This is a genomic window from Rhizobacter sp. AJA081-3 (assembly GCF_017795745.1).
Lineage (GTDB): Bacteria > Pseudomonadota > Gammaproteobacteria > Burkholderiales > Burkholderiaceae_C > Piscinibacter.
Genome location: NZ_CP059067.1, coordinates 507,344 through 520,429, shown reverse-complemented (window position 1 = coordinate 520,429; position 13,086 = coordinate 507,344). Strand labels below are relative to the sequence as shown.

Genomic DNA, 13,086 nt, shown 5'->3' with positions numbered 1-13,086 from the left:
GCGCGCGTCAGGCGACGAGCAGGTTCAGCGCGGCGTCGAGGTGCTCGGTCGGGCTGCGCTTGAAACCCGAGCGGGCGTAACGCTGCAGCCGACCCACCGCGAAGGCGGTGAGCACCGAAGCCTGCGCATTGGCGTCGACGGTCGGCGTGGCCGAGCCGGCGGCTTCGGCGGCGGCGCGCAGGCTCTGGCGCAGCTGCGACTCGATGCGGTCAAAGAACTGATTCATGCGCGTGAGCAGGCGGTCGTTCTCGAACACCAGCGCATCGCCGACCATCACGCGGACCATGCCCGGGTTCTTCTCGCCGAACTGCAGCAGCACGGTGAGCACCTTGCGCACCTGCACGGCCGCGTCGCTCTCGCGCTCGTTGATCTGGTTGACCAGCGTGAACACGCTGCTCTCGATGAACTCGATCAGGCCTTCGAACATCTGGGCCTTGCTGGCGAAGTGGCGGTACAGCGCGGCTTCGCTGACGTCGAGCTTGGCGGCCAGCGCGGCCGTGGTGATGCGCTCGGCGCCAGGCTGCTCGAGCATGCCGGCCAGTGTCTGCAGGATCTGGATGCGCCGCTCGCCCGGCTTGGGGCGCTTGCGCGCCGGCGTTGCGGACGGCGCGTCGTCGGCCGGGGCCACCTCGGGTGCGTCGGTCTCGGCGGGAGTGTCTGACGCAGGGTGATTGGAGTGGCTCATCGAAGGGCGCGTAACGTCTTCAGCGAATTGATTCTGGCATATACATAGGGGGGGATGTGGCAAGGGTGAACACCAACTTTCGTGACCTTGCGCCCGCTGTTGATTCCATCACGCAAAGTGCCGCGGAAGCGTCCGTCGAGGTAGCGCCGCATCCACACCGTGCGCATGCCCAGGCCGTGCGCGGCCTTCTGGTGCATCAGCGTGTCCTCCACCAGCACGCACTGCTCGGGCCTGAGCTTCAGGCGCGCCAGCACGTGGCGGAACATGCGCGCATCGGGCTTGGGGCGATGCTGGCCGAACATCGTCATGTCCTCGATGCTGAGGATGCCGTCGAATTCGCCGAGCAGCCGCAGGCCGCCCATCACGCGCAGCGTGTAGTCGCGCGGTGCGTTCGTCAGGATGAACTTGCGCCCGGGCAGCCGGCGCAGCACCGCGCGGTCGTGCGCGCTCATGCGCAGCTTCGATTCGAGTTCGGGCAGGCGGTGCGTCTGTTCGAGGAAGTGCGCCGGGCGCACACCGTGGTGGCGCACCAGGCCGAGCAGCGTGGCGCCGTAGTGGTGCCAGTAGTGCTGGCGCAGCGCCGAGGCGGCGTCGAAGTCCATGCAGAGATGCTCGACGATGTACTCGGTCATGGCGCGGTTGGTCGCGCCGAAGGCCGCGTGGCTCGCGTCGTGCAGCGTGTTGTCGAGGTCGAAGAACCAGACCGGCGACTTGCCGCGCATCAACGCAGCTCCGCGACGAAGTGGTGGCCGAGCGCCGGGGCGCACTGGCGGATCTCGTGCACCGCGACGAGTTCGTGCGCCACCGGTCGCGCGAAGCGCGGGCCGTCGAACACGAAGGTGTGGAACTCGCCGTTCTCGCCGCAGGCATCGACGCCCTCGGGCAGGTCGGCGAGGAAGGCTGCATCGAACTCGCGCCCGCAGAAGCTCGCATCGAGAAAGCGCGCATCCACGCAGACCACCCGCGCGCGGTAGCCGAGTGCGAGCAGTTCATCGACCAGCGCGCGGCGCGGCTCCTGCCACAGCGGCAGCTCCGCGCGCAGGCCGGCGGCGGCGCAGACCTTCTCTTCCCAGTCGCGATGAGGCTGCAGGTCGATGTCGCCGAACAGGCCGTGCGTGATGCCACGCGCCGCGAACTCGCGCAACCGCGCCGTGAACACGGCCTCGTAGTCGGCCCAGCCGGCGAGGCCGATCACCAGCTCGATGCCCAGCGCGTCGGCCTGCGCCCGCATCAGATGCGGCGGGATGGCGTGCGAGCGCGAGCGTTCGCCGCCTTCGTCGAACATCGCCAGCAGCACCTCGACGCGCACACCCGCAGCGAGCGCGCGGTGCAGCGCGAGCATCGAATCCTTGCCGCCGCTCCAGGAAAAGAAGGCGCTCATCTCGGGTCCTCAGGCATGCGGCACGATGCGCCGGCCGAGGCCCCAGATGCTGCCGAGCAGCAGCGCCGCGCCGATCCACTGCGCCAGGCCGAGTTGCTCGCCGAGCAGCACAGCGGCCAGCACCACCGCCGTCAGCGGCTCGACCAGCGTGGCCACCGTCAAGGCCGTCGGGCTCAGCCGCGCCGCGCCCCAGCTGAAGGCGAGCAACGCCAGCGCCGCGGTGACCACGCCGAGGTAGAGGAACCAGGCCTGCGGCGGCACGTCGGCAGGCCAGGCCAGCGGCCGATACAGCCCCGACAGGCCCATCGCCACGGCAGCCACCAGAGTCAGGCAGGCAGCGGCCGGCCCCGCACCGAGGCTCTGCGACAGGCGGCCGCTGACCAGCGTGAAGCCGGCATAGAGCATGGCCGAGGCAACGGAGAACGCGACACCGGCGAGCATCGCGCCGCTGCCGGACGCATCGCTCGCGCCGCCATGCCGCAGCACGATGAGCACCGTGCCGCCGAGCGCAGCGGCCAGCACCACCAGCAGCTGCAGGTCGAGCTTCTCCTGGCCGCGCAGCAACGCCACGATCGTCACCAGCACCGGCGGCAGGCACAGCGCGATCAGCGTCGGCACCGCCGCACCGATGCGCTCGATGCCGAGGAACCAGCACAGCACGTACATGGCCATGCAGGTGCCGGCCATCAGCAGCAGCGCCAGCTGCACGCGCACCGCCGGCCACAGCGAACGCCGCCCGAACACCGCGAGCAGCACCACCGCGCCGACGACGAAACGCCAGAAGGAGATGTTCTCCGGCGTGAAGCCGTGGCGCGCGATCAACACGTTGACGACCAGCGCGCCGGTGCCCCACAGGAAGCCCGCACCGCAGGCCGCGGCCAGCGCGAGGCGCGCGACAGGGCGCGAGGGCATGGCCAGGCTGCTCAATGCGAGCGGATCATCGTTCCGTAGGCCTGATCCGTCAGCACCTCGAGCAGCATCGCGTGCGGCACGCGGCCGTCGATGATGTGCACGGTGTTGACGCCGTTCTTCGCCGCATCGAGCGCCGAGCCGATCTTCGGCAGCATGCCGCCGCTGATCGTGCCGTCGGCGAACAGCTCGTCGATCTCGCGCGCGCTGAGATTGGTGAGCAACTGGCCGCTCTTGTCCAGCACGCCCGGCGTGTTGGTCAGCATCATCAGTTTCTCTGCTTTCAGCACCTCGGCGAGCTTGCCGGCCACCACGTCGGCGTTGATGTTGTAGTTCTCGTTGTCGGCGCCGAAACCCAGCGGCGAGATCACCGGGATGAACTGGTCGTCCTGCAGCGCCTTGACGACGCTCGGGTCGATCGACTCGATCTCGCCGACATGCCCCATGTCGTGCTCGACCTTCGGGTCCTTCAGGTCGACCATCTTCAGCTTGCGCGCACGGATCAGCCCGCCGTCGCGGCCGGTCAAGCCCACGGCCTTGCCGCCGGCCACGTTGATCAGGCCGACGATGTCCTGCTGCACCTGGCCGGCGAGCACCCACTCGACCACTTCCATGGTCTCCTCGTCGGTGACGCGCATGCCCTGGATGAAGGTGCCCTTCTTGCCGATCTTGGCCAGCGCCTCGTCGATCTGCGGGCCGCCGCCGTGCACCACCACCGGGTTCATGCCCACCAGCTTGAGCAGCACCACGTCCTCGGCGAAGTCCTGCTGCAGCGCCGGGTCGGTCATGGCGTTGCCGCCGTACTTGATGACGATGGTCTTGCCGTGGAACTTGCGGATGTAGGGCAGCGCCTGCGCCAGGATCTCCGCCTTGTCGCGGGAGCCGATGTGGGTGAGGTCGTGGTCGGCGGGTGCCGCGGGAGGCTTCGCGCTCATGGCAGGGGCCTTTCGGTGAAATGGTGCAACGCCGCAAATTGTAGGGTGCGGCCTCGCACCGGCCCGTGCTTCTTCGCGATCAGAAGTGGATGCCGCGCATCATCTGCGCCATCGCGATCGCCTCCGGCGACAGCGTCGGCTTGGGCGCCTTCTCGCCCTTGGCCGCCGCGCTGTCGGGGAACATGCGGAAGGTCGTGTTCATGATGATCTGCGTGACACGCGGTGCGGCGGCATGCAGCACCTCGCCGAAGATGCCCAGGCGCGTGGCCACGCGCACCGGCTTCTCGATGCAGGCCTGGATGACCATCGCCGCGGCCTCCTCGGGCATCAGCAGCGGCATGCTCTCGTAGATCTTCGTCGGCGCCGTCATCGGCGTGCGCACCAGCGGCATGTTCACCGTCGTGAAGGTGATGCCCTGGTCGGCGAACTCGCTGGAAGCGCAGGCCGTCCAGGCATCGAGCGCGGCCTTGCTGGCCACGTAGGCCGAGAAGCGCGGCGCGTTGACGAGCACGCTGATCGAGCTGATGTTGACGATGTGGCCCTTCTTCTTCGCCACCATGCCGGGCAGCAGCCCCATGGTGATGCGCAGCGCGCCGAAGTAGTTGAGCTGCATGGTGCGCTCGAAATCGTGGAAGCGGTCGTAGCTCGACTCGATGGCGCGGCGGATCGAACGGCCGGCGTTGTTGATGAGGAAGTCCACGCCGCCGTGCTCGGCCTGCAGCTTCTGCACGAACTCGGCGCAGCTGGCCTCGTCGGCGATGTCCACCGAGTAGCTGTAGACCTTGGCGCTCTTGCCGGCGAAATCCTGGATCTCCTTCACCGCGGCGGCCAGCTTGTCTTCGCCGCGGCCGCAGATGATGGTGATCGCGCCGGCCTCGGCGAAGCGGCACGCGGCCGACAGGCCGATCCCCGAAGAGCCGCCGGTGACCAGCACCACCTTGCCGCCCACCGTGCCCTTGAGCGAGCGGTCGACGAAGAGGGCCGGGTCGAGGTGGCGCTCCCAGTAGTCCCACAGCCGCCAGGCGTAGTCGTGCAGGTTCGGGCACTCGATGCCGCTGCCCTTGAGCGCCGCGTCGGTCTCGCGGCGGTCGAAGCGCGTCGGGTAGTTGACGAAGTGCATCATGTCCTCGGGCAGGCCGAGGTCCTTCATCACCGCGCGGTAGATGCGCCGCACCGGCGCCAGCGCCATCAGCCCCTTCTTGACACTCTTCGGGATGAAGCCGAACAGTGCCGCGTTGATGAACAGGTTCATCTTCGGCGCGTGCGCGGCCTTGCTGAAGATGTCGAGCACGTCGCCGACACGGTAGCCGCGCGGGTCGACCAGGTGATAACACTTGCCGCTGGCGTGGTAGTGGTGGCTGATGTGGTCGAGCGCGGCGACGACGAAGTCCACCGGCACGATGTTCACGCGCCCGCCCTCCAGGCCCACGGCCGGCATCCACGGCGGCAGGATCTGCCGCATGCGCTGGATCATCTTGAAGAAGTAGTACGGGCCGTCGACCTTGTCCATCTCGCCGGTGGTCGAGTCGCCCACCACCATCGCCGGCCGGTACACCGTCCAGGGCACCTTGCACTCCTTGCGAACGATCTTCTCGCTCTCGTGCTTGGTCATGAAGTACGGGTGATCCAGGCCCTCGGCCTCCTCGAACATGTCCTCGCGGAACACGCCTTCGTACATGCCGGCCGCGGCGATCGAGCTGACGTGGTGGAAGTGCTTGACGTCGATCGCCTTGGCGAACTCGACCGCCGCGCGCGTGCCGTCGATGTTGGTCTTGACCTGCGACTCCTCGTCGGCCGAGAGGTCGTACACCGCGGCCAGGTGGTACAGGTGGTCGACCTGGCCCTTCAGCGCCTTGACCGCGTCGGCGGCCACGCCGAGCTTCTTGGTCGTCAGGTCGCCGAAGACCGGGATCGCGCGCGTCTTGCCGACGCCCCAGTACTCCAGCAGCGCGGGCACCTTGCCCTCCGACTCGGGCCGCAGCAGGAAGTAGACGACCGATCCGCGCCGGGCCAGCAGGGTCTTGACGAGGCGCCTGCCGATGAAGCCTGTGGCGCCGGTGACGAAGTACTGCATGCGGATCCTCCTGGGAGTGAACGGGTTTGCCCCTATTCTTGTCCAAGGGCCTTGGAGCGACGCTGCGCGCTTACCCGGAGCGGGCCACGCCCGGCGTAGAGCCCTCGCCCTAGACTTTTAGGCTGCCCCCTCCAAGGGGGGTGCCTATAGTGCCAGCCATACCCGCACACCTCAGAGGACACGCACCATGGTCAAAAAACTCAAGCAAATGGCGAGCAAGAAGGCCGCCTCCGGCGCCAACCTGATGGACAGCGCGCTCGCCGGTTCGGTGAAGGACTCGGCACAGCAGATCTGGCTGGCCGGCATGGGCGCCTTCTCGAAGGCCCAGGAAGAAGGCGGCAAGGTGTTCGAGGCGCTGGTCAAGGAAGGCATGTCGCTGCAGCGCAAGACGCAGGCCGTGGCCGAGGAGAAGATCGGTGCCGTGACCAGCAAGATGAGCAACATGGCCGGCGACGTGCAGAGCAAGGCCGGCCAGCACTGGGACAAGCTCGAGACCATCTTCGAGGAGCGCACCGCCAAGGCGCTGAACAAGCTCGGCGTGCCCTCGGCGAAGGACGTGGAAGCGCTGATCAAGCGCATCGACACGCTCAGCGCTCAGGTCGCCAAGCTCTCCAAGGGCACGGCGGCTCCGGCCAGGAAGGCGGCTGCCAAGGCCAACGGCGCAGCCAAGCCGGCGGCCAAGCGCGCCGCCGCGCGCAAGTCGACTGCGGCCTGACCGGCTTCGGTTCGGCCACGCACGGGGCACCTCGGGTGCCCCGTTTTCATTGAGCGAACTCAAGCGACTCTAGACGCCGCGCCCCAGGCACGCCGCTGTCGCGCGCCCTAGACTGACCGCATGGTTTCACGATCACGCATCGGTGTCGCGCTGGCCGGCGGAGGGCCGCTCGGCGCCATCTACGAACTCGGCGCGCTGTGCGCGCTCGACGAGGCCATCGACGGCCTCGATCTGGCCGACTGCCATGCCTACGTGGGCGTGTCCGCGGGCGGCTTCATCGCCGCGGCGCTGGCCAACGGCATGAGCCCGCGCGAGCAGTGCGCCTCGTTCATCGAGAACGAAGGCGCAGCGCACGACATCTTCGAGCCCTCGCTGCTGGTGCGCCCCGCCTGGGGCGAGTTCGCTCGCCGGCTGGCCTCGCTGCCGCGCGTGGCGGCGCAGGCGCTGTGGGTTGGCGCGCTGCAGCGCCGCTCGGCCAGCGTCACGCTCGAGCACCTGGCCCGCGCGTTGCCCACCGGGCTGTTCTCGAACACCGGCGTGGAAGCGCAACTGCGCCGCCAGTTCGCGCGGCCCGGCCGCAGCAACGATTTCCGCGAGCTGCGCCGCAAGCTGGTGCTGGTGGCCACCGACCTGGACAGCGGCGAGAGCGCGCCCTTCGGCCAGCCGGGCTGGGACACGGTGCCGATCTCGCAGGCGGTGCAGGCGAGTTCCGCGCTGCCGGGGCTGTTTCCGCCGGTGGAGATCGGCGGGCGCTTCTACGTCGACGGCGCACTGAAGAAGACGCTGCATGCGTCGGTGCTGCTCGACGAAGGCGTGGACCTGCTGCTGTGCCTGAACCCGCTGGTGCCCTTCGACTCGACGCATTCGCCGCGGCACCGCGTTCTGTCCAGCGGCGAGCCGCGCATCCCGAAGCTGGTCGACGGCGGCCTGCCGGTGGTGCTGTCGCAGACCTTCCGCACGCTGATCCATTCGCGGCTCGAGCTCGGCATGAAGGGTTACGAACGCAGCCACCCGGGCACCGACATCCTGCTCTTCGAGCCTGACCACCGCGACGCGGAGATGTTCCTGGCCAACACCTTCGGCTATTCGCAGCGGCGGTGGCTGGCCGAGCATGCCTACCGCCTCACGCGAGACCAGTTGCGTGCGCAGCGGCCCGCTCTGGCGGCCAAGCTGGCGCGCCACGGACTGGCACTGAACGACGCCGTGCTCGACGACCACCACCGCAGCCTGCTGCGCAGACAAACCCGCCGCCCGACGCAGCGCTTGCCCTCGGCGGTGGCGGTGAAGCGGCTCGAACAGGTGCTCGACGAACTCGAAGCGGCGCTCGCCCCGGGCTGAAGAGGGCGTCGTTCAGAGCCCGCCCGGGAACCACCACAGCAGCGCTGCGGTCATCGTCAGGTAGCGCGCGAACTTGCCGATCGCCATGTAGACCACGCAGGGCCAGAACGGCAGGCGCAGCCAGCCGGCGACGGCACACAGCGGGTCGCCCACCACCGGCAGCCAGGCGAGCAGGCAGGCCTTGGCGCCGAAACGCTCCAGCCACTGCAGTGCGTGCAGTTCCATCGGCTTGTGCTTGACACGTTCGTAGGCGCGTTCGGCGCCGTAGCCCATCGCCCACGACAAGGCACCGCCGAGCGTGTTGCCCGCCGTGGCCACGAGGATGGCGCTCCAGAACAGCTCGGGGTTGAGCTTGACGAGGCCGAAGACGAAGGGCTCCGAGCCCATGGGCAACAACGTCGCCGACACGAAGGCGACCAGGAACACGCTGCTGAGCCCGAACTTCGGCAAGGCCAGCAGCGCCAGCACGGACTCGAACCAAGCCTCCATCGGCGCCGATTATCCGCATGCATCCATTGATGCAGCGCACGAAAATCGCCCGGGGCGGCGTGGCTATACTGCTGCCTCTCTTTTCAGCACCCCACTCCCCCGCCCTCCCATGCGCATCGGCCACATCACGCTGGCGAACCGGCTGTTCGTCGCCCCGATGGCCGGGGTGACCGATCGGCCGTTCCGCATGCTGTGCAAGAAGCTCGGCGCGGGTTATGCGGTCAGCGAGATGGTGACCTCGCGCAAGGAACTCTGGAACAGCCTGAAGACGAGCCGCCGCGCCGACCACACCGGCGAGACGGCGCCGATCGCGGTGCAGATCGCCGGCACCGACGCGCTGATGATGGCCGAGGCCGCGGCCTACAACATCGACCGCGGCGCGCAGATCATCGACATCAACATGGGCTGCCCGGCCAAGAAGGTGTGCAGCAAGTGGGCCGGCTCGGCGCTGATGCAGGACGAGCCGCTGGCCGCGCAGATCATCGAGGCGGTGGTTGCCGCCTGCGCGCCGCGCAACGTGCCCGTGACGCTGAAGATGCGCACCGGCTGGTGCGACAGCGAACGCAACGCGGTGCGCATCGCGCGCCTGGCCGAGTCGGCCGGTGTCGCGATGGTCACGGTGCACGGCCGCACCCGCGAGCAGGGTTACCGCGGCGCGGCGGAGTACGAGACGATCGCCGCGGTCAAGGCGGCACTGGCCATTCCCGTGGTGGCCAACGGCGACATCGACTCGCCGCGCAAGGCGCGCGAGGTGCTCGCGGCGACGCAAGCCGACGCGATCATGGTCGGCCGTGCCGCGCAAGGGCGGCCGTGGATCTTCGCGGAGATCGCGCACTTCCTGGCCACCGGCGAGGAGCTGGCGCCGCCCGACACGCTGCAGGCCAAGGCCTGGCTGGTCGAGCACCTGCACGACCACTACGGCCTGTACGGCGAACTCGCCGGCGTGCGCAGCGCGCGCAAGCACATCGGCTGGGCCGTGCGCGCCCTGCCCGGCGGCGAAGACTTCCGCGACCGCATGAACCGCATCGACGACTGCGCGGCGCAGTTGCGCGCAGTGCACGACTGGTTCGATGCGCTGGCCGACACCCATCCCCGACTGCCGGCCACGAGCCGCGCAGCCAACGACGACTTTCTCGCACAGCAGGCATGAGCAAGAAACACATCGAGGAATGCATCCGGGAGAACCTGGAGGGCTATTTCAAGGACCTGCGCGGCGTCGAGCCCGCGGCCATGTACGACATGATCCTTCGCGTGGTGGAGAAGCCGCTGCTCGAGGTCGTGATGAAGCAGGCCGAAGGCAACCAGAGCCGCGCCGCCGAATGGCTGGGCATCAACCGCAACACCCTGCGGCGCAAGCTGCTCGACCACAAGCTCATCAAGTAAGACGCCCATGACCACCGCACTGATCTCCGTTTCCGACAAGACCGGCGTGCTCGAGTTCGCCCGCGGCCTGCACGCGCTGGGCGCGAAGCTGCTGTCCACCGGCGGCACCGCCAAGCTGCTCGCCGACGCCGGCCTGCCCGTCACCGAAGTAGCCGAGCACACCGGCTTCCCGGAGATGCTCGACGGCCGCGTGAAGACGCTGCACCCGGTCATCCACGGCGGCCTGCTGGCGCGCCGCGACCTGCCGGCGCACGTGAAGGCGCTGAAGGCGCACGGCATCACGACGATCGACGTGCTGGTGGTGAACCTCTATCCCTTCGAGGCCACCGTCGCCAAGCCCGGCTGCACGCTGGAGGACGCGATCGAGAACATCGACATCGGCGGTCCGGCGATGGTGCGCTCGGCTGCGAAGAACTGGAAGGACGTGGCGGTGCTCACCGACGCGTCGCAGTACGCCGGCGTGCTCGCCGAGCTGCAGGCCGGTGGCGTCAGCCAGGCGACCAAGTTCGCGCTGTCGGTGGCGGCCTTCAACCGCATCAGCAACTACGACGGAGCGATCAGCGACTACCTGTCGTCGCTGCAGCCCGACGGCACGCGCAGCGCCTTCCCGGCGCAGTCGAACGGCCGCTTCGTCAAGCTGCAGGACCTGCGCTACGGCGAGAACCCGCACCAGGGCGCCGCCTTCTACCGCGACCTGCACCCCGCGCCCGGCTCGCTGGTGACAGCGAAGCAGCTGCAGGGCAAGGAGCTCTCGTACAACAACATCGCCGATGCCGACGCGGCGTGGGAATGCGTGAAGTCGTTCGACACGCCCGCCTGCGTGATCGTCAAGCACGCCAACCCCTGCGGCGTGGCGCTCGGTGCGAATGCCTTGCAGGCCTACGAGAAGGCCTGGAAGACCGACCCGACCTCGGCCTTCGGCGGCATCATCGCCTTCAACTGCGAGCTCGATGCAGTGGCGGCGGAACTGGTGGCCAAACAGTTCCTGGAAGTGCTGATCGCACCGTCGTACACGCCCGAGGCGCTGGCCGTGCTCGGCGCCAAGAAGAACGTCCGCGTGCTGCAGATCGCGCTGCCGCCGGGCGGAGCCACGCCCTGGCTGCAGGGCCGCAATGCCCATGACGTGAAGCGCGTCGGTTCGGGCCTGCTGATCCAGGACGCAGACAACCACGAGCTCGCGCGCAGCGAACTGAAGGTGGTGACGAAGAAGCAGCCGACGCCGGCGCAGCTCGACGACCTGCTGTTCGCCTGGAAGGTGGCCAAGTACGTGAAGAGCAATGCCATCGTGTTCTGCGGCGGCGGCATGACGCTGGGCGTTGGCGCGGGCCAGATGAGCCGCATCGACTCGGCGCGCATCGCCTCGATCAAGTCGGAGAACGCCGGCCTGTCGCTGAAGGGCTCGGCGGTGGCCAGCGACGCCTTCTTCCCGTTCCGCGACGGGCTGGACGTGGTGGTCGACGCCGGCGCCGCCTGCGTGATCCACCCGGGCGGCTCGATGCGCGACGACGAGGTGATCGCCGCGGCCGACGAACGCGGCATCGCGATGGTGCTCACCGGCGTGCGTCACTTCAGGCACTGACCTCGTCTCGTGAAGCTGCCCGAGGTCGCAGGCCTCTGCCTCGCCTTCATCGCGCGCCTGATCACCGGCGCGCAGGGCCACTGGTATGGCAGCCCGCCGAAGGCAGAGCAGCGCATCTACTTCGCCAACCACCAGAGCCACTTCGACTGGGTGCTGATCTGGGCGGCACTGCCGGGCGATCTGCGCGCCGTGACGCGGCCGATCGCTGCACGCGACTACTGGACTTCGTCGCCGCTCAAACACTGGATCACGCGCGAGATCTTCAACGCGGTGTACGTGAGCCGTCAGCGCACCGATGACGAAGACCCGTTGGAGCCGCTGATGGAAGCGCTGCGCCATGGCGACTCGCTGGTGATCTTCCCGGAAGGCACGCGCGGCAATCAGGCCGACCCGGCCAGCTTCAAGGCGGGGCTGTACCACCTGGCCGAGGCCTTCCCGGAGGTGCAGCTGATCCCGGCCTGGATCGACAACGTGCAGCGTGTCATGCCCAAGGGCGAGGTGGTGCCGGTGCCGATCCTGTGCTCGGTGACCTTTGGCGCGCCGATCCAGCTGCAGCCGGGCGAGGACAAGCGCATCTTCCTCGAGCGTGCGCGCCAGGCCGTCATCGCACTGCGGGACGTCGACTGATGGGTGCCTTGCGCAATCTCAGCGTCAGCCAGCAGGTCGGCCTGCTGTTCGTGGTCCTGTTCGGCCTGCTGACCATCGTCAGCATCGTCGCCTACACACGCTCGCTGCGCGAGCGCCCGCCCGAGATGCAAGCGGTGTTCGACCGCTTCCTGCACGACCTGCGCGCCGTCTGGCTGGGCTCGGTGCTGTTCTGGATTTCCTGGGCCTCGGGCACCTTCATCTCGACGCTGCTGTTCGGCGTGCTCTCCTTCGTCGCACTGCGCGAGTTCGTCACGCTCACCCACACGCGGCGCGGCGACCACCGCAGCCTGCTGCTCGCCTTCTTCGTCGTGCTGCCGGTGCAGTACCTGATCGTCGCCACGCAGCACTTCGACCTGTTCAGCGTGTTCATTCCGGTCTATGTGTTCCTCGCCATCCCGGTGGTCAGCGCCTTCGGCAACGACCCGCAGCGCTTCCTCGAACGCACCGCGAAGATCCAGTGGGGCGTGATGGTCTGCGTCTACGGCATGAGCCACGCGCCGGCGCTGCTGCTGCTGGATTTGCCGCGCTACGAGGACCGTGGCGCCTTCATGGTTCTGTACCTTGTGGTGGTGGTGGCCGCGGCGCAGATTGCCCAGGAGGCCGCCAGCCGCTGGCTGCGCCGCCGGCCGGTGGCACGCGCGATCAGCCGCTCGTTCTCGTGGCGGGCGTGGTGGACCGGCGCGCTGGCCGCCGCCATCGTCGGCGCGGCGCTGTACTGGGCCACACCCTTCAAGCCGATCCCGGCGCTGGTGATGGGCTTCATCGCCGGCGGCAGCGGCACCTTCGGCGAGTTCGTCATGAAGGCGCTGAAGAAGGACGCCGGAGTGCGCAACTGGGGCGGCAAGGCCTCGGTGACCGGCGCCGTGGGCTTGCTGGACCGCGTGGCGCCGCTGTGCTTCGCGGCACCGGTGTTCTTCCATTCCGTGCGCTGGTACTTCGGCTTCTGAGCC

14 protein-coding genes are annotated in these 13,086 nt (G+C 68.5%); 7 read left to right on the top strand and 7 right to left on the bottom strand.

What is annotated here, in order from left to right; translation table 11 throughout:
- Positions 1–7: 7 nt before the first annotated feature.
- The 6 genes from slmA to HZ992_RS02560 form a co-directional block, all read right to left on the bottom strand.
- Complete coding sequence (slmA, locus tag HZ992_RS02585) at positions 8–685, bottom strand: nucleoid occlusion factor SlmA (protein ID WP_209385127.1); 678 nt, start codon at positions 683–685, stop codon at positions 8–10.
- Complete coding sequence (locus tag HZ992_RS02580; protein WP_209385126.1) at positions 682–1,407, bottom strand: pyrimidine 5'-nucleotidase; 726 nt, start codon at positions 1,405–1,407, stop codon at positions 682–684. The genes slmA and HZ992_RS02580 overlap by 4 nt, the downstream gene beginning before the upstream one ends.
- Positions 1,407–2,066, bottom strand: a complete 660-nt coding sequence (locus HZ992_RS02575) for a Dph6-related ATP pyrophosphatase (protein ID WP_209385124.1) — start codon at positions 2,064–2,066, stop codon at positions 1,407–1,409. Before HZ992_RS02575 ends, HZ992_RS02580 begins: the two co-directional genes overlap by 1 nt.
- A gap of 9 nt (positions 2,067–2,075) precedes the next feature.
- Complete coding sequence (locus HZ992_RS02570; RefSeq protein WP_209385122.1) at positions 2,076–2,978, bottom strand: DMT family transporter; 903 nt, start codon at positions 2,976–2,978, stop codon at positions 2,076–2,078.
- An 11-nt stretch (positions 2,979–2,989) separates the two neighbouring features.
- Positions 2,990–3,910, bottom strand: a complete 921-nt coding sequence (gene argB / locus HZ992_RS02565; RefSeq protein WP_209385121.1) for an acetylglutamate kinase — start codon at positions 3,908–3,910, stop codon at positions 2,990–2,992.
- Between the two features lie 79 nt (positions 3,911–3,989).
- Positions 3,990–5,984 (bottom strand): SDR family oxidoreductase, encoded by a 1,995-nt coding sequence (locus tag HZ992_RS02560; protein WP_209385120.1) that lies wholly within the window; start codon positions 5,982–5,984, stop codon positions 3,990–3,992.
- A 187-nt stretch (positions 5,985–6,171) separates the two neighbouring features.
- On the opposite strand from HZ992_RS02560, the gene HZ992_RS02555 reads away from it, so the two are divergent.
- On the top strand, positions 6,172–6,699 hold the full coding sequence (locus tag HZ992_RS02555) for a phasin family protein (RefSeq protein ID WP_209385119.1): 528 nt from the start codon (positions 6,172–6,174) through the stop codon (positions 6,697–6,699).
- Between the two features lie 120 nt (positions 6,700–6,819).
- A complete protein-coding gene (locus HZ992_RS02550; RefSeq protein ID WP_209385118.1) occupies positions 6,820–8,037 on the top strand; it encodes a patatin-like phospholipase family protein in 1,218 nt (405 codons plus the stop codon).
- Between the two features lie 12 nt (positions 8,038–8,049).
- Here the strand turns inward: HZ992_RS02550 and HZ992_RS02545 are convergent, their stop codons facing one another.
- Positions 8,050–8,526: a YqaA family protein gene (locus HZ992_RS02545; protein WP_209385117.1), complete on the bottom strand. Its 477-nt coding sequence runs from the start codon at positions 8,524–8,526 to the stop codon at positions 8,050–8,052.
- Between the two features lie 109 nt (positions 8,527–8,635).
- Here HZ992_RS02545 and dusB point away from each other — a divergent pair, with 109 nt between their 5' ends.
- From dusB to HZ992_RS02520, 5 genes are read left to right on the top strand one after another with little or no spacing between them, the layout of a single operon-like run.
- On the top strand, positions 8,636–9,676 hold the full coding sequence (gene dusB, locus HZ992_RS02540) for a tRNA dihydrouridine synthase DusB (protein ID WP_209385116.1): 1,041 nt from the start codon (positions 8,636–8,638) through the stop codon (positions 9,674–9,676).
- Positions 9,673–9,909, top strand: a complete 237-nt coding sequence (locus HZ992_RS02535) for a Fis family transcriptional regulator (RefSeq protein WP_209385115.1) — start codon at positions 9,673–9,675, stop codon at positions 9,907–9,909. Before dusB ends, HZ992_RS02535 begins: the two co-directional genes overlap by 4 nt.
- A gap of 7 nt (positions 9,910–9,916) precedes the next feature.
- Positions 9,917–11,488, top strand: a complete 1,572-nt coding sequence (gene purH, locus HZ992_RS02530) for a bifunctional phosphoribosylaminoimidazolecarboxamide formyltransferase/IMP cyclohydrolase (RefSeq protein WP_209385114.1) — start codon at positions 9,917–9,919, stop codon at positions 11,486–11,488.
- A gap of 9 nt (positions 11,489–11,497) precedes the next feature.
- Complete coding sequence (locus tag HZ992_RS02525; protein WP_371816776.1) at positions 11,498–12,115, top strand: lysophospholipid acyltransferase family protein; 618 nt, start codon at positions 11,498–11,500, stop codon at positions 12,113–12,115.
- Positions 12,115–13,083 carry a phosphatidate cytidylyltransferase gene (locus tag HZ992_RS02520; protein ID WP_209385113.1) on the top strand — a complete coding sequence of 323 codons (969 nt, stop codon included), beginning with the start codon at positions 12,115–12,117 and terminating at the stop codon, positions 13,081–13,083. The genes HZ992_RS02525 and HZ992_RS02520 overlap by 1 nt, the downstream gene beginning before the upstream one ends.
- Positions 13,084–13,086: the final 3 nt, after the last annotated feature.